General features: G+C 66.2%; 13 protein-coding genes. All 13 read left to right on the forward strand.

The features are described from left to right. Positions 1-293: 293 nt before the first annotated feature. The 13 genes from FHY19_RS20220 (at position 294) to FHY19_RS20280 (ending at position 19477) form a co-directional block, all read left to right on the forward strand. The gene (locus FHY19_RS20220; RefSeq protein WP_259150313.1) at positions 294-1034 is read left to right on the forward strand and encodes a flagellar motor protein; all 741 of its coding nucleotides are present in this window, start codon (positions 294-296) and stop codon (positions 1032-1034) included. A gap of 7 nt (positions 1035-1041) precedes the next feature. After that, positions 1042-2016, forward strand: a complete 975-nt coding sequence (gene motD, locus FHY19_RS20225; RefSeq protein WP_259168105.1) for a flagellar motor protein MotD — start codon at positions 1042-1044, stop codon at positions 2014-2016. A 1-nt stretch (position 2017) separates the two neighbouring features. After that, positions 2018-2800 (forward strand): ParA family protein, encoded by a 783-nt coding sequence (locus FHY19_RS20230; protein WP_259168108.1) that lies wholly within the window; start codon positions 2018-2020, stop codon positions 2798-2800. Continuing rightward, a complete protein-coding gene (locus FHY19_RS20235) occupies positions 2797-4095 on the forward strand; it encodes a chemotaxis protein CheW (RefSeq protein ID WP_259168111.1) in 1299 nt (432 codons plus the stop codon). Before FHY19_RS20230 ends, FHY19_RS20235 begins: the two co-directional genes overlap by 4 nt. 97 nt (positions 4096-4192) lie before the next feature. Beyond that, the gene (locus tag FHY19_RS20240; protein WP_046964533.1) at positions 4193-4501 is read left to right on the forward strand and encodes an STAS domain-containing protein; all 309 of its coding nucleotides are present in this window, start codon (positions 4193-4195) and stop codon (positions 4499-4501) included. Continuing rightward, positions 4498-4863, forward strand: coding sequence for a response regulator (locus FHY19_RS20245; protein WP_002806565.1), 366 nt, complete (start codon positions 4498-4500; stop codon positions 4861-4863). Before FHY19_RS20240 ends, FHY19_RS20245 begins: the two co-directional genes overlap by 4 nt. A gap of 33 nt (positions 4864-4896) precedes the next feature. Then, on the forward strand, positions 4897-6903 hold the full coding sequence (locus tag FHY19_RS20250) for a chemotaxis protein CheA (protein WP_259168113.1): 2007 nt from the start codon (positions 4897-4899) through the stop codon (positions 6901-6903). Between the two features lie 225 nt (positions 6904-7128). Next, the gene (locus FHY19_RS20255; protein ID WP_276580913.1) at positions 7129-9396 is read left to right on the forward strand and encodes a methyl-accepting chemotaxis protein; all 2268 of its coding nucleotides are present in this window, start codon (positions 7129-7131) and stop codon (positions 9394-9396) included. A gap of 374 nt (positions 9397-9770) precedes the next feature. Beyond that, positions 9771-12041: a methyl-accepting chemotaxis protein gene (locus FHY19_RS20260; RefSeq protein WP_259168117.1), complete on the forward strand. Its 2271-nt coding sequence runs from the start codon at positions 9771-9773 to the stop codon at positions 12039-12041. A gap of 293 nt (positions 12042-12334) precedes the next feature. Further along, positions 12335-12865 (forward strand): hypothetical protein, encoded by a 531-nt coding sequence (locus FHY19_RS20265; RefSeq protein WP_259168118.1) that lies wholly within the window; start codon positions 12335-12337, stop codon positions 12863-12865. Positions 12866-13162: 297 nt separating this feature from the next. Continuing rightward, entirely contained in the window at positions 13163-15340 is a 2178-nt protein-coding gene (locus tag FHY19_RS20270; protein WP_259168120.1) for a methyl-accepting chemotaxis protein, read from the forward strand. 176 nt (positions 15341-15516) lie between these two features. Further along, entirely contained in the window at positions 15517-18306 is a 2790-nt protein-coding gene (locus tag FHY19_RS20275) for a methyl-accepting chemotaxis protein (protein ID WP_259168121.1), read from the forward strand. 409 nt (positions 18307-18715) lie between these two features. Then, positions 18716-19477 (forward strand): transporter, encoded by a 762-nt coding sequence (locus tag FHY19_RS20280; protein ID WP_259150568.1) that lies wholly within the window; start codon positions 18716-18718, stop codon positions 19475-19477. Positions 19478-19488 lie beyond the last annotated feature (11 nt).

Genomic DNA, 19488 nt, shown 5'->3' on the forward strand with positions numbered 1-19488 from the left:
CAAGAGACGGGATCGACGTGAGGGCATCGCCCACCACACGCCGCTTGGCGGCCATCGCCAACACGATCGCCACCGAACATGCGCGCGCTTGTTGCCTGTGTGCACGCGCACGGGCGGCGGGGCCTGCTGCGGGCTTGATGACACGCCCTGGTCGGAAGCGCGCGCACCGATGACCTGGAAACCCTGCATCGATGCCCGAGTGGAAGCGGCCCATTCCGCAAAACGACAACTTTCTGGCGCTCTCGACCATCTGGCTCTATCAAGTCCGCCGCGCCTGGGCCGATACCGCTTGCATGGACAGATTGAGCATCATCGGACTGGTGCTGGCGATCGTGGCGATCGTCGGCGGCAGCGTATTGAAAGGCGCCGGCATTTCGTCGCTGTGGTCGCCGGCTGCCTTCGTGATCGTGATCGTCGGCACCGTGGCGGCGATCCTGCTGCATACCTCGCCGGCGGTTTTCCGGCGCGCGTTCAAGATCCTGCGCTGGGTGATCCAGCCGCCGGCCAGCGATCGCCCGCAGCTGGTGGCGCGGATCGTGGAATGGAGCAACATCGCGCGGCGTCAGGGCCTGCTCGGCCTGGAAGACCAGCTGCCGCGCCAGAGCGATGCCTTCCTGCGCAAGGGCCTGCAGATGCTGGTCGACGGCGTGGAGCCCGAATCCATGCGGCATATGCTCGAGATCGAAATGGACAACCAGGAGCGTCAGGATCTTGCCGCGGCCAAGGTGTTCGAAGGCATGGGCATCTATGCGCCCACGCTGGGCATCATCGGCGCGGTGCTGGGCCTGATGGCGGTGATGAAGAACCTGGCCGACCCGGCCATGCTCGGCCACGGCATCGCGGCGGCGTTCACCGCCACCATCTACGGCATCGCGTCGGCCAATCTGCTGTTTCTGCCGGTGGCGGCCAAGCTCAAGAGCGTGATCCATTGCAGCACCAACGAGCGCGAAATGGCGATCGAAGGGCTGATTGCGATCGCCCAGGGCGAGAACCCGCGCAACATCGAGTCGAAATTGGCAGGCTACTTGCATTAGCCCCCCCATGGCCCGCCGTCGCAAACACCACGAAGACCATGGCAACCACGAAGCGTGGGCGATTCCGTACGCCGATCTGATGACCTTGCTGCTCGCGTTCTTCGTGGTGATGTACGCCATTTCCTCGCTCAACGAGGGCAAGTACAAGGTCATGGCACAGGCGCTGACCAGCGCATTCGGCGGCTCGTCCACCAATGCCAGCCCGGTGCAACTGGGCAAGACCCAGAGCCTGGGCGCCGATTACGACCGCCCGTCGGTGATCAAGGCCGGCGCGCCGATGGCCGCATCCAACGGCCCCACCGACCCGACCCTGCTGCCGTCGATGGCAGCGCAGATGCGCATGCCGGTATCGCTGCGCAATCAGACCCAGCTGGCACGCGCGCAGCGTCAGATGGACGCGGTGGCCCAGCAGCTGAGCAAGACGCTGTCGCCGCTGATCGACAAGAAACTCATCACCATCCGCCGCAACGATCTGTGGATCGAAGTGGAGATCAACAGCGACATCCTGTTCGGTACCGGCTCGGCCACCCTGGCCGGCGGCGCCCGCGGCACGCTGTCCACCCTGGCGTCGGTGCTGCGCGATGCGCCCAACGGTGTGCGCGTGGAGGGCTATACCGACAACCAGCCCATCGCCACCGCGCAGTTCCCCTCCAACTGGGAGCTGTCGGCGGCGCGTGCGGCCAGCGTGGTGCACCTGTTTGCCGACGACGGCATCGCCCCGCAACGATTGGCAATGGTGGGCTATGGAGAATTCCGCGCACGTGCCGATAACACAACCGAGGCGGGACGGAATGCGAACCGGCGTGTGGTGTTGATCATCCTCGCTGACTCGGCTGGCTCACTCGCACCCGATCCGCCATCGCAGTTGCATGCGACCGCCGCCGGGGCGCTACAGCTTCCCAAGTCAGACGGCGGCCAAACGGCCGTCACCACCGAAAGCGGCACAAGTTCCGTCCCCGCCGTAATTGAAGGAGTGCAGTGAGATGCGTATCTGGGCAATCGCCAACCAAAAGGGCGGCGTGGGCAAGACCACCACGACGCTGGCACTGGGTCGCGGCTTGGCCGCGCTCGGCCATCGGGTGTTGTTGATCGACCTCGACCCGCACTCCTCGCTCACCCGCGCGTTCGGCGTGGCGGTCGACCCGCCGCCGCGCGGGGTGCTGGACCTGTTTGGCACCCCGCCGAGCGATCTGGCCAGCCTGGCGCACGAAAGCAGCATCCCTGGCCTGTCGTATGTGTGCGCGCAAGCCGCACTGGCCACGCTGGAGCGCCGTAGCGCCAACCAGCCCGGCCTGGGCCTGGCATTGCAGAACGCCATGACCCGCCACGCCGGTCAGCACGATTACATCTTGCTCGACTGCCCGCCCACGCTTGGCCTGCTGATGATCAACGCGCTGGCTGCCTGCGACCGCGTGGTGGTGCCGACCCAGGCCGAGCCGCTCGCATTGCACGGCCTTGCCAGCATGGTGCGCACCGCCGACATGGTGCAGCGCTCGCGTCGCCGCGAACTGCCGGTGTCGATCCTGCCGACCCTGTTCGACCGCCGCACCCGCGCCGGCAACGAAACGCTCAAGGAAATGCAGACCACCTACGGCCCGGTGGTGTGGGAAGACGCCGTTCCGATGGACACCCGTATCTGCAATGCCGCCGCACTCACCATCCCCGCCACCGGCGGCGACTATCAGGGCCGCGGCCTGTCCGCCTATCGCCGCGCGCTGGAATGGGTGCTGGCCGATGACGCGATGCGCATGGAGCAAGCCGCATGAGCAACCACACCGCCAACGGTGAGCTGGACGATTATCTGGAAGGCTTGCTGCATGATGCCGGCGTGGAGATTCCCGCTGTCGTCGCCAACACTGCTGTCGCTGCACTCCTGCCCGCCGAGCCGGCCGCGGCGCTCGCCACGATCGAAGACAGCGACGTCGCTGTCGCCGACGCGCCGGTTGCGGTCGCCGCAACGCCGGAGGTCATTGCTGCCGATCTGCTGGCCGACATGCGTTCGGACCCTGCGCTGGGTGCGCCCGTGATCGCCGCACCCAGCGCTGCCGACATCGCTGCCGATTTCCTGGCCGAAATGGATGCAGATCCTGCCTTCGCGCCGGTCGTCGCCAAGCCCAGCGCCGACGACATCGCTGCCGACTTCCTTGCCGAGATGGATGCCGACCCCGCCTTCGCGCCGGTCGTCGCCAAGCCCAGCGCCGACGACATCGCTGCCGACTTCCTCGCAGAAATGGACGCCGACCCCGCCTTCGGGCCGCCGGTGGTTGCCGCACCGAGCGCTGCCGACATTGCCGCCGATTTCCTGGCCGAGATGGATGCCGACCCGGCGTTCGCCCCGGCCGCGCCAAGCGCGTTCATGAGCACGGCCGATCTGATGGCCGAAATGGACGCCGACCCCGCCTTCGGCACCGCCTCCTCTGCAGTGGACTTGCTGACCGCCGATCTGCTGGCAGAAATGGATGCCGATCCGGCCTTCGGGCTGGAAGCCGCCCCGGTCGCAGCGCCTGCCCCCACACCTGCCCCGCGTGCAGCGCCGGCCGCCCCGCGCGCCGCACCCGCGCCGGTGTACCCGCAAGGGCTGCAGGCACTGCTTGCCCCCGGTCAGGCCGACAAGATCCATGCCGAGCGCCGCGCCAGCGAGCGCAGCACCCGCTGGCTGCGTCTGCGCTGCGGCGAACAGACCTATGCGCTGGAATTGCTCAAGGTGCAGGAAGTGGTCTTGCCGGTGCCGCTGCTGCCGCTGCGTGGCACCGCCAGCGCGATGCTCGGCATCATGAATCTGCGTGGCCAGGTGGTACCGGTGATCGATCTGGGCATCCACCTGGGCTCATCGCCGGTGGATATGGATCTGCAGACGCGGGTGGTGGTGCTGGAAGAGAACGGCGAAACCATGGGCCTGCGCGTGTCGGCCGTGGAAGACGTCACCAGCCTCACCGACCAGCAGATCGAACCGCCGGACAACGCACGCCTGTGCCGCATCTCCAACAACCTGTTCCGCGGTGTCGCACGCCTGGGCCATCAACCGATGATCCTGCTCGATGCCACGCACCTGCTGCATTAACGCCGAGCTTGCGCAATCTGGCGTGTCACCGATTCACCGTTAAAGCTTTCCCACCTTCCGCCGTTAGTACGCATAGAACCATCCGTTCGGAGCAACAATGAGCACAGTGACATTGGGTGAGGATCTCGGCATCGAGACCAGCGCCGACCTCAAGCAGAAGCTTGCCGAATTCCTCACCCAGGACGGCGACCTGGTGCTTGATGCCGGTGAAGTCCGGCGTATCCACACCGCCAGTGTGCAGTTGCTCTGCGCCTTCGTGCAGAGTCGCCGCCAGGCCGGTCTGCATACCGAATTCGATGGCTGCAACGACACTTTTAGAGATGCGGCACGTCTGCTCGGCGTCACCGACGCGCTTGGGCTTTCCGCATCCAATGACAACCTGAAATCTGTGGAGAACGCCGCATGAGCGCACGTATCTTGGTGGTGGACGATTCGGCGTCGATGCGCCAGATGGTCTCTTTCGCCCTCACCTCTGCCGGCTTTGCCGTCGAAGAAGCCGAAGACGGCGCCGTTGCGCTGGGCCGCGCGAAGGGCCAGCGCTTCAATGCGGTGGTCACCGACGTGAACATGCCCAACATGGACGGCATCTCGCTGATTCGCGAGCTGCGCCAGCTGCCGGACTACAAGTTCACTCCGATGCTGATGCTGACCACCGAATCGGCGGCCGACAAGAAGTCCGAAGGCAAGGCCGCCGGTGCCACCGGCTGGCTGGTCAAGCCGTTCAATCCGGAACAGCTGATCGCCACCGTGCAGAAAGTCCTCGGTTAATCCTTACTCGCTTCACCATCGGATCTCACGCCCATGAGCATGGACCTGCAACGTTTCCACGCCACCTTTTTCGAGGAAAGCCGTGAAGGGCTCGACGCGATGGAGGCCGGGCTGCTGTCCCTTGAAGAGGGCAACCGCGACCCGGAAATCATCAACTCGGTGTTCCGCGCCGCGCACTCGATCAAGGGCGGCGCTGCCACCTTCGGTTTCGAAGCGGTCGCCGGCCTGACCCACGTGCTGGAGACGCTGCTGGACGAGTTGCGCTCCAACAAGCGCCAGCTCGAACCCAATGCGGTCGATGCCATGCTCGGCTCGGTCGACGTGCTGCGCGCGCTGCTGCGCGAAGCCGAACACGGCACCCCGGCCGACCCGGCCGCGGTCAAGGCCGTGCACACCCGCCTGAACGCGGTGCTCGCGGGCGAAGCGCCGGCCGCCGTGGCGGTGGCCAAGCCGAAGGAAGAAGAACCCGAAGCCTGGCACATCGGCTTCACTCCGGCGCCGTCGCTGTTCATGAGCGGCAACGACCCGCTGCGCATCATCCGCGAGCTCGAGCACCTGGGCCCGCTGCAGATTGCCGCGCGCCTGGAGCGCATGCCGGGCTTTGAGAACATCGACCCGCTGGAAGCCTATCTGGCGTGGGATCTGGGCCTGATCGGCAAGATTCCGCGCAGCAAGATCGAAGACACCTTTGCCTGGGTGGTGGACGATTGCGAGCTGGAGATCCGCCCGATGGCGGTGCCCGGCCCGCCGCCGAGCCTGGCCGTGGAAGCCGCTGTCGCGGCGCCCGTCGCCGTCGCTGCGGCACCTGCCGCTGCTGCCGAACCTGCCGCCGCTGCTGCGACACCGGCCAAGGCCGCCGCCGCAGAAGCCGAAACCTCGATCCGCGTCAGCGTCGACAAGGTCGATGCACTGATCAATCTGGTCGGCGAGCTGGTGATCACGCAAGCCATGCTCAAGCAGGTCTCCACCGGTCTGGACCCGGCGCACGCCGAACAGCTGTTCGCCGGCCTGGACCTGCTCGAACGCAATACCCGCGATCTGCAGGAAGCGGTCATCGGCGTGCGCATGCTGCCCGTCGATGCGGTGTTCCGCCGCTTCCCGCGCCTGGTGCGCGACCTGTCCAGCCGCCTCGGCAAGCAGGTGCGCCTGCGCACCATCGGCGAAGGCACGGAGCTGGACAAGGGCCTGATCGAAAAGATTGCCGATCCGTTGGTGCACCTGGTGCGCAACTCGATCGACCACGGCCTGGAAATGCCCGATGCGCGTCGCGCCGCCGGCAAGGACGAGACCGGCACGATCACCCTGGCGGCCTCGCACCAGGGTGGCCACATCGTGATCGAAGTCAGCGACGACGGCCGCGGCCTCAATCGCGCCAAGATCCTGGAAAAAGCCGCCGAACGCGGCATCGCCGTGCCGGACAACCCGACCGATGCGCAGGTGTGGGACCTGATCTTCGCGCCGGGCTTCTCCACCGCCGATGCCGTCACCGACCTGTCCGGTCGTGGCGTGGGCATGGACGTGGTCCGCCGCAACATCCAGGGCCTGGGTGGCGAAGTGCAGCTGGAAAGCAACGCCGGCAGCGGTACCCGCGTGTTGATCCGCCTGCCGCTGACCCTGGCCATCCTGGACGGCATGACCGTGTCGGTGGCCGGCGAAACCCTGATCCTGCCGCTGGCCTACGTGCTCGAAGCACTGCAGCCGGCCGCCGAAGACATCCGCTCGATGGCTGGCGACGGCCGCGTGCTGCGGGTGCGCGGCGAGTACCTGCCGATCCTCTCGCTCACCAATTACTACGGCTTCGGCGGGCAGCAATCCTCGCAGGAACCGCTGGTGGTGGTGGTCGAAGGCGACGGCCAGAAGATCGCGCTGGAAGTGGACGAACTGCTCGGCCAGCAGCAGGTCGTGGTCAAGAACATCGAAAACAACTATCGGCGCATCCCCGGCGTCTCCGGCGCCACCATCCTGGGCGATGGCCGTGTGTCGCTGATCGTGGATATCGGTGGACTGGTGCGCTCGCTGCGGGTTCCGCAGGCCGCCTGACGCATCACCGGCAGTTGCGGCACGGACGCCGCGCAGTACAGCTTCAGATGTGATGTTGACCGGCGGCCTGGGGGCCGCCGGTGCTTGCAGACCCGCGCGGCATGGCACGACCCGCGGTGTGGATTGGCCCTCGGCCATGTCTGACGTAACGACCGTTTTCGACGTCTGCGTGCTTTCCGGACGTCCACGGTGCCCATTGATCTCTGCACTCAAGAGATGACTCTCATGAACTGGTTCCGCAATCTCGCCGTCGCACGCAAGCTGGCTGTCGCCTTTTCGTTTACCGCACTGATCACCTTGAGCCTTGGCGTGTTCGCGCTGGTGCGCATGCAATCCAGCGCCCACCTGTTACGCGAAATCGGCAATGTCTGGGCACCGGCGGTGCAGCAGTTGAGCGAAATGCGTGCCCTGCTCGGCGAATTCCGTACCTACGAACTGGCTCAGCTGGCGCATGCCGACGATCCGAAGGCGGTGCAGAATTATTTCGAGCGCATGGACAAGGCGCGCGCCGATATCGATGTCGCACAGAAGGCTTACGCCAAAACCACCACGCCCGGCAAAGAGGCCGAGCTGTACGACGCGGTCAAGCTGAAACTGGCCGAGTACTACAACGCCAATGCAGCGCTCGGCGCCGCCCTGCGCGCCGGCGATCTGGTCACCGCCAACACCGTCTCCGACGAACGATCGCGCCCGGCGCGGCGCGACCTGTTTGCCAAGCTCGTCGAGCTGACCAAGTTCAACAGCGCACACATGGACAGCGAAATCGCAAAGGCCGAAGCGACTTACCAGCGCTCGGTGCAGGTGATGATCGCGGCAATGACCTCGGCGGTGCTGCTGGCCGCCTTCGCAGGCTGGTTCATCGCACGCAGCATCGCCGGCCCGCTGGGCCGCGCGACGCGGGTGGCCGGCGCCATCGCGCAAGGCAAGCTGGATAACGCCATCCATGTCGATAGCCGCGACGAGGCCGGGCAGCTGCTGCAGAGCATGCAAGGCATGCAGCGACAACTGCAGGCCGTGCTCGCAGCGCAGTCGGAAATGGCCCAGCGCCACGATGCCGGCGAAATCAGCTACCGCATGGACCAGACCGCGTTTCCGGGCGAGTACGGCACCATGGTGCACGACACCAACAGCCTGGTCGGCTCGCATATCGCGGTAAAGCTGAAGCTGGCGCAGATCATGTCGCGCTATGCGATCGGCGACATGAGCCAGGACATGGATCGCCTGCCCGGCGAGAAGGCCGTGCTCAGCGACACCATGGACACGGTCAAGCGCAATCTCTCGGCGATGAACAGCGAGATCAAGACGCTGGCGCAGGCCGCGGCCAATGGCGACTTCAGCGTGCGCGGCGATGCGCAGCGCTTCCAGTACGACTTCCACGCCATGGTGGACAGCCTCAATCAACTGATGGCCACCGCCGATGCCAACCTTGCCTCCCTGTCGAAGGTATTGCAGGCCATTGCGGCCGGCGATCTGAGCGAGCGCATGCACGGCCAGTTCCATGGCGTGTTCGCACAGATGCGCGACGACGCCAACGCCACCACCGAACAGCTGTCCAGCATTGTCGGGCGTATCCAGCACGCCACCACCTCGATCAATTCGGCGGCCAGCGAGATCGCCGCCGGCAACCAGGACCTGTCGCAGCGCACCGAGCAGCAGGCGGCCAATCTGGAGGAAACCGCCGCCTCGATGGAAGAACTGACCTCCACCGTCAAGCAGAATGCCGAGCATGCGCGCCAGGCCAATCAGCTCGCCATCGGCGCGGCCAATGTGGCCTCGCAGGGCGGCGCAGTGGTGTCGCAGGTGGTCACCACCATGTCCGGTATCGAGGTCTCATCCAAGAAGATCGCCGAGATCATCTCGGTCATCGACGGCATCGCCTTCCAGACCAATATCCTGGCCTTGAACGCCGCAGTGGAAGCCGCACGTGCCGGCGAGCAGGGCCGCGGCTTTGCGGTGGTGGCCTCGGAAGTGCGCACCCTGGCGCAGCGCTCGGCCGGTGCCGCAAAAGAGATCAAGCACCTGATCGACGACTCGGTCGGCAAGGTGGCCGAAGGCTCGCTGCTGGTGGACCAGGCCGGCAAGACCATGGCCGAGATCGTGGCCAGCGTGCAGCGGGTCACCGACATCATGGGCGAGATTTCTGCGGCGTCTCAGGAGCAGTCGGCCGGCATCGAGCAGGTCAACCTCACCGTGACGCAGATGGACGAAGCCACCCAGCAGAACGCTGCGCTGGTGGAAGAAGCCACCGCTGCAGCGCGTGCGATGGAGGACCAGGCCGGCCAGCTGTCCGACGCGGTGGCGATCTTCAAACTGCAGCCCACCGCAGCAACGACGACGGCAACGGCGCGCCCCGCCCCGACAGCGCCCAAGCCGCTCAAGACGCCTGCGACCAAGCGCACTGCCGCCAAGGCTGCGGCGGGCAAGCCGCAAGCCGCGGCACGCCCTGCACTGGCAACCGCTTCCGGCGGCGACACCAGCTGGCACGAGTTCTGAGGCCCTGCGCAACATAGGCTGCGGTGACGCGGTCTGCACCCCCAAGCCCTGGCAGCGATGCCGGGGCTTGTGCGTTTGCGTGAGGCGGGTCGTGGTTGCGCGCCGCCAGTGGCGGCACGCGTTTGTCGTCCTGGCCACGCCGCAGCACAGAGCCTCCCGGCGTCGATCGCAATCCACGCCGGGGAATGGCCTGCAAACCAGCCCGCCTATGTCATCCCGTGGCATGGGCAGCCGCAACGCGCATCGCGCCAACCCAGCGTGGTTGCGCCGATCGCGCTGAACGCAAGCGTGCAAGGCAAGGGCGAACGGCTCAAGAAACCCGCCGAGCGAACGCTACCGGTGTACCTCTTTCCCACCCTCCCCTAGAGAACACCATGACATTCCTGCACTCCCTGACCGTCGGGCGACGCCTGGCGTTGGCATTCGCGTTGCTGATCGTTTTGTTGGCCGGCTCCACCACCCTGGCGCTATACGAATTCAAGACCGTCAAACAGCAGGTCTCGATCATCATCGAGGTCAACAACCGCAAGGCTGCGCTGCTCAACCAGATGCGCGAAAGCAATATGCTCGGCGAACGCTACCTGCGCGACTTCATGCTGGCCACCCCGCAACAACGGTCCGCCGTCGATGCCCAGCTCAAGGACAACCGCGCGCATTACGCACAACTCTGGGCCGCGCTGCAGCAGCTGCCAACCAACGCCGACGGCATGCGCGCGCGCCAGGCCATCCAGGACAGCCTCACCGCGGCCCGTGCCACCAACAACCGTCTGCTCGGCATGGTGCGCGATGGCGATCTCGACGGCGCCAAGCAGCTGTTGAACGGCCAGGCGCAGCCCTTGCTGCAACGACGTTCCAAGGCGATCGCCACCGCGGTGGAATTGCAGAACCGGCAGAACGCCGCTGGTGCGGACACGATCCTGAGCAGCGTGGCGCTGGCCAATCGCGCCCTGATCGCTTTCGGTCTGTTGTCGGCCGGCCTGGCCGCTGCACTGGCGTGGCTGATTTCGCGCAGCCTGGTACGCCCGCTGAAACAGGCCACGCAGGTGGCCGAGGCGATCGCGCACGGCAAGCTGGATAACCCGATCGGCCCGCAGCCGGGCGACGAGCCTGGCCAGTTGCTGACCAGCATGCGCGGCATGCAGGATCAGCTCAAGGCGGTGGCCGCCGCGCAGCAGGACATGGCACGCCGGCACGACGCCGGCCAGATCAGCTTCCGCATGGATCAGGCGGCGTTTCCTGGCGAATACGGCAGCATGGTGCGCGACACCAATGCGCTGGTCGCATCGCATATCGAAGTGAAGATGAAGCTGGCGCAGATCATGTCGCGCTACGCCATCGGCGACCTGAGCCAGGACATGGACCGCCTGCCCGGCGAGAAGGCCGTGCTCAGCGACACCATGGATGCGGTCAAGCGCAACCTCTCGGCGATGAACGGCCAGATCCAGTTGCTCGCGCAGGCCGCCGCGCATGGCGACTTCAGCGTGCGCGGCGATACGCAGCGGTTTCAGCATGACTTTCTGGCGATGGTGGAAAGCCTCAACCAGTTGATGGCCACCGCCGATGGCAACCTCGGTGCGTTGTCCGGGGTGCTGCAGGCCATTGCTACCGGCGACCTGACCGAGCGCATGCACGGCCAGTTCCATGGCGTGTTTGCGCAGATGCGCGACAACGCCAATGCCACCACCGAGCAGTTGTCCGGCATTGTCGGGCGCATCCAGCTGGCCACCAGCGCAATCAACACCGCTGCCGGCGAAATCGCTGCCGGCAACAACGACCTGTCGCAGCGTACCGAGCAGCAAGCGGCCAACCTGGAAGAAACCGCCGCCTCGATGGAGGAACTCACCTCCACCGTCAAGCAGAACGCCGAAGGCGCACGCCAGGCCAACCAGCTCGCCATCGGCGCCGCCAACGTGGCCTCGCAGGGTGGCGAGGTGGTCAGCAAGGTCGTCGCCACCATGGCCGATATCCAGGCCTCGTCGAAGAAGATCGCCGACATCATCAGCGTCATCGACGGCATCGCCTTCCAGACCAACATCCTGGCCTTGAACGCGGCGGTGGAAGCGGCGCGTGCCGGCGATCAGGGCCGCGGCTTTGCGGTGGTGGCCAGCGAAGTACGCACCCTGGCGCAGCGCTCGGCCGGCGCAGCGAAGGAGATCAAGGAGTTGATCGACGACTCGGTGGGCAAGGTCGCCGAGGGCTCGCTGCTGGTGGACCAGGCCGGCACCACCATGACCGAGATCGTGGCCAGCGTGCAGCGCGTCACCGACATCATGGGCGAGATCTCCGCTGCCTCGCAGGAGCAGTCGGCCGGTATCGAGCAGGTCAACCTCACCGTGACGCAGATGGACCAGGCCACCCAGCAGAACGCCGCGCTGGTGGAAGAAGCCACCGCTGCAGCGCGTGCGATGGAGGACCAGGCCGGCCAGTTGTCCGATGCAGTGGCGATCTTCAAGATCCACCCCGGCACGACGCAGCCGACAGCGACGCCCCGCCCTGCCCCGCAGCGGCTGGCAAGCGTCGCCTCGACGCGGTCGCCCCGCCCCCGTGACCCTGCGAAAGCGAAGCCGGCGATCATGCCCGTCCCCGGCTCGCACCCGGCCCTGGCAACCACCGCCGACAGCCAGGCGAACTGGCGCGAGTTCTAAGCGCACGGCTACCTCCCAGCTCCCGCTGAGAGGTAGCTTCGGGTGCCGGTGGCGCTAGGCGTCACCGCGCCAGTCGTCCTCCGTCCGCCTCCCGGCGCCCCGACGCCCCGGCCAGCCGCCGGGGCGTTGTGCTGTGCGGATGCCATCGGCCGGCATCACCGGCTGGTTCACCAGGCCAACGATTCACCCACCCGGGTTGCCGTTGGTCGAAAGGTGATCAAGCGCAAGCTTCCGCGGCCGATACACATGGCAATGAGGGCGCCAGCGCCCGCGCCATGTCGAAGGACGTCCGCATGCATACCGCCAACTCCATCCGCTCTGCCCGCAACATGCTGGGCGCCGTGTTCGCCGTGGCCATGCTGGCAGCGAGCGTGTCGTTGCCGCCCTCGTTTGCCGCACCGGCTGCACCGGTGTCGGTGCTGCTGGACAGCGTGCCGGTGAGCGCATTGCAGTCGCTGGCGATCGACCTGGTGCAATTGCGCGAGGACCAGCGTGCACAGCTTGCCGCAGCGCACGACGCGGTCCGTGTGCAGGCCTATGACGAGCGCATGGGCAATCTGCGTCAACGCATCGCCCGGCATGCGGGATACTTCCAGGCCAGCGCTCCGCAAGGCGAGCAGGCGCGCCAGTTTGCAGTGGTGCAGCAGCGGCTGGGCCAGTATCTGGAGCAACAGCGTCTGGCCAATCGTGCCCTGCATGCCGGCGACCTGTACCAGGCGCAAGCGTTCTCGCTTGGCCAGCCCGGCGATACCCACCAGGTGCTCTGGACCGAGCTGCAGAACCTGCAGGCATCGGTGGCCAAGGTCGAGACGCCGCAGCGCTAGGCGCGCCTTCCAGCCGGTGCCGCTCGGTCGCGGCGCGGCCATCGCCACACCCCTGCAACACGCCACGCCGCTTCACGTGATCCGCCTTGCGGTTCATGCGTAGCCTGCCGCGTGCCGGTTTACCGCGTGCAGGCGTCAGCCGATGGCGCTGTGGCGATGCCTGCGACGGCGTGCCTGCGGACGTCGTTACATGGCACGCGGCGCCAGCACAACTGACGTCTCGCCACGCTCAACATTTCTATTACCGGGTCGCTATTCGACTTATCCCGGTCACCATCCTCTCGCTGGATACCTGTCATGACGTTCAAGAGCTCGCTCGCAAAGACGTTGGCCAATGTGCCGCTGAAACGCAAATTCTTCGCCCAGACGGCGCTCGTTGCGTTGGGCATCATCATCCTGGCCGTCGTCGCGGCACGCATGCAGTACGTCGATCTCACCGATACGCGTCGCGATGGGCTCAAGAGCCAGATCGAAATGGCGATGGCGGTGGTCAACGGCTACGCCGAGCGCGCCGACAAGGGCGAGATGGATGTGGCGACTGCAAAGAGCAGAGCGCTGGCCACCTTGTCGACCATGCGCGCACGCGGTGGCGTGGACTACATCTACGTCACCGACCAGGCGCCGGTGATGCTGATGCACCCCACCCGCCCGGACCTCAACGGCAAGCCGTTGGCCGACGTGCTCAGCCCGGACGGCAAGCGTATCTTCCCGGCATTCGTGACCGCCGCGCAGGCCGGCGGCGGCTACGTCGATTACACCTGGGCCAAGCCCGGACAGAAAGACCCGGTGCAGAAGACCTCGTACGCGGCGCTGTACAAGCCGTGGGGCTGGGTGATCGGGACCGGCGTGTATCTGGACGACACCCAGTCGCAGGCGCTGGCGTTCACCGGCGTGGTGACCCTGGCCGGCGGCGTGCTGGTGCTGATCAACCTGTTGGTCGGCTGGCTGATCGGCAACTCGATCCTGGAGCCGGTGGCGCGCGCCCTGGCGGCGATCAAGGGCGTGGCACGTGGCGATCTGAGCGTGCGCACTGCCGAGCATGGCAACGATGAAATCGGCCAGATGCTCAAGGCCACCGACGAGATGGTGCACACCCTGGAGCGCTTCTCCGCGCAGACCAAGGTGATGATGCACATGCATGCCGGCGAGGACGTCACCCACCGCATGCCGAACGATTTCCCCGGTGTCTATGGCGAATTGGCCACCGGCATCAACACCATGATCTTCGAGCACCTGGACGCCATCGTCGATGCCATCGGCATCCTCAACGAGTACGCCCAGGGCGACCTGTCGCGCGATGCGGTGCGCCTGCCCGGCACCCGGGCGGTGCTTCACGAAGCGATGGATGCAGCCAAGGCCAGCCTGCTGGCCATCAACACCGAGATCAAGCGCCTGGCGCAGGCGGCGGCCAATGGCGACTTCAGCCAGCGTGGCGATGCCGCGCGCTTCAAGCACGATTCGGCACGCATGATCAACGATCTCAACGCGATGATGGAGGTCAGCGACCGCAATCTGGGCAAGCTGTCCGAGCTGCTGGCGGCACTGGCCGAAGGCGACCTGACTGCACGCATGGACGGGCAATTCCATGGCGTGTTCGCACGCATGCGTGACGATGCCAACACCACGGCCACGCAGCTGGCCGGCATCGTCGGGCGTATCCAGCAGGCGGCCGGTTCCATCACCGGCTCCGCCAGCGAAATCGCCGCCGGCAACAACGATCTGTCGCAGCGCACCGAACAACAGGCGGCCAATCTGGAAGAAACCGCTGCCTCGATGGAAGAGCTCACCTCCACCGTCAAGCAGAACGCCGAGAGCGCGCGTCAGGCCAACCAGTTGGCGATCGGCGCAGCCAGCGTGGCCTCGCAGGGCGGCCAGGTCGTGAGCCAGGTGGTGGATACCATGTCCGGCATCCAGACCTCGTCCAGGAAGATCGCCGAGATCATTTCCGTCATCGACGGCATCGCCTTCCAGACCAACATCCTGGCCTTGAATGCCGCGGTGGAAGCGGCACGCGCCGGCGAGCAGGGCCGCGGTTTTGCAGTGGTGGCTTCGGAAGTGCGTACGCTGGCGCAGCGGTCGGCCGGTGCGGCCAAGGAGATCAAGCACCTGATCGACGACTCGGTCGGCAAGGTGGCGCAGGGATCGGCCTTGGTGGATCAGGCCGGCAAGACCATGGCCGACATCGTGTCCTCGGTGCAGCGCGTCACCGACATCATGAGCGAGATCTCCGCCGCCTCGCAGGAACAGTCGGCCGGCATCGAGCAGGTCAATCTCACCGTCACCCAGATGGACGAGAGTACCCAGCAGAACGCCGCGCTGGTGGAAGAAGCCACCGCTGCCGCCAACGCGATGCAGCAGCAGGCGCAGCAACTGGACGATGCGGTGTCGATCTTCCGGGTGGTGGCCGCATCGCCCGCACAGCTCGGCAGTGCAGGCGCACGCGCGCCCAAGCGCGTTGCAATGGCCGCCTACTGAGCGCGGCTCACCACACTATCGGGCGGCCGCAAGGCCGCCACGGTGCTCACGGATGCAGTGCGCGGGTGGCCCATGCCGCCCGCACCTGGCTCACCGCCGCCCGGTGAGTGTGTTGGTCGTTCTACCTGCACTGCCCCGCTTCAGCGGGCTCCTCCCTTCCCTTTGCAGCCATGTCCATGACCTCGCTCTCCTCGCACTCACGTTTCGGCGGCCGCCTTGCGTACCGGCTGATGTTCGGCACCGCGGTCATCGCCTCGCTGTGCTTCGGATTGACCGCGGCCATCACCTATTGGCAGAGCAGCGGTGCGCTGAGCACCTCTGCCCAGGCCACGATGCAGAATGCCGCGCGCTACCAGGCCGAGCAGATCGGCAGCGAACTTGGGCAGGCACTGACCACCGGTCAGTCGCTGGCCACCAGCTTGCTGGTACAACGCGCCAACGGCGGTATCAGCCGCGATACCGCCGCTGCGGTGATCCACGACCAGTTGCAGGATCATCCCGAGTGGGTGGGCATGGGCACGCTGTGGGAGACGCAGGCCTTCGATGGCAAGGACAGCGACTTCGCCAACGCCAAGGGCCACGATGCCAGCGGCCGCTTCATGACGTACTGGGGACGCGACGGCCAGACGCTGGTGCGCGAGCCGCTCACCGATTACGAAACTCCCGGCCTTGGCGACTGGAATCTCAAGCCGCGCGCGCTGCTGCGGCAAACCGTTGCCGAACCCTACGACTACAAGATCGGCGGCAAGACCGTGCTGATGACCACCTTGTCCACCCCGATCCTGCAGGACGGCAAGTATCTGGGCGCGGTGACGGTGGACGTGGCATTGGCAGCCCTGCAGCAGCGCCTGGGTGCGCTGCGTCCGATGGACAGCGGATATGTCGAACTGCTGTCGCCCGCCGGGGTGGTGCTGTCATCGCGCGACAGCGCACGCATCGGCAAGCCGGTCACCGACGCGCGCCACCGCGCCATGCTCGAAGCGATCAAGGCCGGCAAGGATTCGGTGGATTTCAGTCCCGATGCCAACGGCATGGTGAGTGCGTATGTGCCCCTGCAGATCGGCAAGGCGCAGGAGCGGTTTGCGCTGGGCGTGGTGGTGCCGTATGCGGCCATCATGCAGCAGGCGCATCGCTTGCTGTGGACGATCCTGTTGGTGGGCCTGGCCTCGGCGGTGGTGCTCAGCGGTGCGTTGTTCCTGCTGCTGCGTCGCCAGGTGGTGCGCCCGCTGGAATCGGCGGTCGGCGTGGCCGATGCGATCGCGTCGGGAAAGCTCGATAACCACATCACCGTGCAACGTCGGGACGAAGTTGGCCGGCTGATGGGCGCCATGCAGCGCATGCAGGATGACCTGCGTGCGCGGATCGACCGCGACACCGCCATCGCCAACGAAAACCTGCGCATCCGCACCGCGCTGGAACACTCCGAGATGGAGGTGTTGCTGGCCGACGAACAGCACAACGCAGTGTTCGTCACCGAAGCGCTGCACACCTCGCTCAAGCACGGCGAACCCGCTTTCCATGCCAAGGGCCAGGCCGGCTTTAGTGCCGATGCGGTGGTCGGCAGGCCGCTGGACTACGTGTTCGGTACCGATAGCGACGGCAAGGCGCGCATGCAGCGGCTGCAGCAATTGCAGTCCACCACGCTGGAGCGCTACGCCTTCGGTCCGGTGACCCTGGATCTGACCATGACCCCGCTGTACGCGGCCGATGGTCGTCGCAGCGGCAGCATGCTGCTGTGGCGCAATGTCAGTGCCGAAGTCAGCACGCAGAAGGAAGTGGCCGCACTGGTGCAATCGGCGTTGATGGGCGACTTCAGCCAGCGGCTGGCGCTGGACGACAAACACGGGTTCTATCTGGAGTTCGGCCGCCAGCTCAACGGATTGCTGGAAACCACCTCGCAAGGCCTGGAGCGTATTTCCAGCCTGCTCAGCGCGCTGGCCGAAGGCGACCTCAGGGTGCGCATGAATGGGCAGTTCGCCGGCGTGTTCGCACGCATGCGCGACGACGCCAACGCCACCGTGGCGCAGCTCACCGGCATTGTCTCCGGTATCCAGACCTCGGCCACCCAGATCAATGCGGCCGCCAGCGAGATCGCTGCGGGCAACAACGACCTGTCGCAGCGCACCGAACAACAGGCGGCCAATCTGGAAGAAACCGCCGCTTCGATGGAAGAACTCACGTCAACCGTCAAGCAAAACGCCGAACATGCGCGCCAGGCCAACCAGCTGGCGATCGGCGCTGCCGATGTCGCCTCGCATGGCGGCGCGGTGGTGGCCCAGGTCGTCACCACCATGTCCGGCATCGAGACCTCGTCCAAGAAGATCGCCGAAATCATCAGCGTCATCGACGGCATCGCCTTCCAGACCAACATCCTGGCGTTGAACGCCGCAGTGGAAGCCGCTCGTGCCGGCGAGCAAGGCCGCGGTTTTGCGGTGGTGGCCTCGGAAGTGCGCACCCTGGCGCAACGGTCTGCCGGTGCGGCCAAGGAGATCAAGCACCTGATCGACGACTCGGTCAGCAAGGTGGCGCAAGGCTCGTCGCTGGTGCATCAAGCCGGCACCACCATGAGCGAGATCGTCGCCAGCGTACAGCGCGTCACCGACATCATGGGCGAGATCTCCGCTGCGTCGCAGGAGCAATCGGCCGGTATCGAGCAGGTCAACCTCACCGTCACCCAGATGGACGAGGCCACCCAGCAGAACGCCGCGCTGGTGGAAGAAGCCACCGCTGCCGCGCGCGCGATGGAAGAACAGGCCGGCCAGCTCACCGAGGCGGTCGCCGTGTTCAAACTCAGCCATCCGGCTGCACCGGCGAGCGCAGCGCCTGCAACCAAGCCGCTCGTCCGTGCGCTGCCCTCGTCCAGGCGCGCACCCGCCGGCAGCATGCGCATCGCCGCACCTGCGCGCCATTCGGTCAAGCCATCGGGCAACACTGCCGGCAACGACAGCCAGTGGCAGGATTTCTGATCCACGCGTGATGCAGTGACGGCGCCTGTGCCAGGCGCCGTGTTGCCTGCAGTCGATCCTGATCGTCGCAGCTGGCGCGCGCCGTGCGGGCATGCATCTGGTGCCTGCTCGCGACGTCCTTGGGACGCTCCAGCCTGCGACACCGATCCGCTGCAACGACAACACGCACGGACACGTGGCGCCCAGCAGACGCAAGCCTAGCTATCGCTCCTGCACTGCATGCGCGCCCTGCCCCTTGACTGCTCCACCCATCGGCAATGCTTAAAGATTTATCTGGCGTTGCCGTTAGCCAGGGTGACAACGGCTGCCTGTGCCCCACCGCAACAGCCGCTCAACCACCGCATGCGCGCAGGTGCCCACCGCACGCGCAGCCGCATGCGTCCGAGATTCGATCATTGCAGGGGTTGCCATGAAGTCGTCCGTTCTCGCCAGCTGTCTTGCGCTGTTGTGCGTCGCTGGCCATGCCTGCGCCGAAGATCCCATCGCCACCGATCGCCCCGACTTCGTCGAGTCCAGCCTTACCGTCGGCCACCAGCGGCTACAGGTGGAAACCAGCGCCGCGTGGGAGCGCGATGCGTCGGTCGATGGGTATTCCACGCCGACGCTGTTCCGCTACGGGCTCGGCCAGACCTGGGAACTGCGGCTGGAAACCGATGGCTGGCAACACATCGACCTGCCGGGCGAATCCAGCGTCAGCGGCATGTCCGACGTCTCGCTCGGCATCAAGCACCATCTGGCCAGCTCCGACAGTGGCAAGACCTCGCTGGCCTGGCTGCTGCACGTGGATCTGCCCAGCGGCGCACAGGCCCTGCGCGGCCACGGTGCACGCCCCTCGTTCCGGCTGGTGGCCGAATGGGAGCTCAGCGACAGCATCTCTGCCGGCGTGATGCCCGGGGTGATCTGGGACGACGACGGCGACGGACATCGCTACACCGCAGGCATCCTGGGCGCGGTGCTCGGCAAAGCCTGGAACGACCGCGTGCGCTCCTTCGTCGAAGTGGCATTGCCGCAGATCGCCAAGAGCGACGATGGCGGCAGCGTGGCCCTGCTCGATGTCGGCTCGGCCTGGCTGCTCAGCAACGACGTGCAACTGGATGCGGTGTACAGCCGCGGCCTCAACGACCGCTCGCCCGACCACGCCGTCGGCGTCGGTCTGTCTTTCCGCTTCTGATACGGGCTGCG

The organism is Xanthomonas sp. 4461, from assembly GCF_024806475.1.
In the GTDB taxonomy this organism is placed as follows: Bacteria; Pseudomonadota; Gammaproteobacteria; order Xanthomonadales; family Xanthomonadaceae; genus Xanthomonas; species Xanthomonas arboricola_F.

Coding starts and splice junctions, on each gene's coding strand:
- FHY19_RS20220 (WP_259150313.1), top strand. CDS start 294: ATGGACAGATTGAGCATCATCGGACTGGTGCTGGCGATCGTGGCGATC.
- motD (WP_259168105.1), top strand. CDS start 1,042: ATGGCCCGCCGTCGCAAACACCACGAAGACCATGGCAACCACGAAGCG.
- FHY19_RS20230 (WP_259168108.1), top strand. CDS start 2,018: ATGCGTATCTGGGCAATCGCCAACCAAAAGGGCGGCGTGGGCAAGACC.
- FHY19_RS20235 (WP_259168111.1), top strand. CDS start 2,797: ATGAGCAACCACACCGCCAACGGTGAGCTGGACGATTATCTGGAAGGC.
- FHY19_RS20240 (WP_046964533.1), top strand. CDS start 4,193: ATGAGCACAGTGACATTGGGTGAGGATCTCGGCATCGAGACCAGCGCC.
- FHY19_RS20245 (WP_002806565.1), top strand. CDS start 4,498: ATGAGCGCACGTATCTTGGTGGTGGACGATTCGGCGTCGATGCGCCAG.
- FHY19_RS20250 (WP_259168113.1), top strand. CDS start 4,897: ATGAGCATGGACCTGCAACGTTTCCACGCCACCTTTTTCGAGGAAAGC.
- FHY19_RS20255 (WP_276580913.1), top strand. CDS start 7,129: ATGAACTGGTTCCGCAATCTCGCCGTCGCACGCAAGCTGGCTGTCGCC.
- FHY19_RS20260 (WP_259168117.1), top strand. CDS start 9,771: ATGACATTCCTGCACTCCCTGACCGTCGGGCGACGCCTGGCGTTGGCA.
- FHY19_RS20265 (WP_259168118.1), top strand. CDS start 12,335: ATGCATACCGCCAACTCCATCCGCTCTGCCCGCAACATGCTGGGCGCC.
- FHY19_RS20270 (WP_259168120.1), top strand. CDS start 13,163: ATGACGTTCAAGAGCTCGCTCGCAAAGACGTTGGCCAATGTGCCGCTG.
- FHY19_RS20275 (WP_259168121.1), top strand. CDS start 15,517: ATGACCTCGCTCTCCTCGCACTCACGTTTCGGCGGCCGCCTTGCGTAC.
- FHY19_RS20280 (WP_259150568.1), top strand. CDS start 18,716: ATGAAGTCGTCCGTTCTCGCCAGCTGTCTTGCGCTGTTGTGCGTCGCT.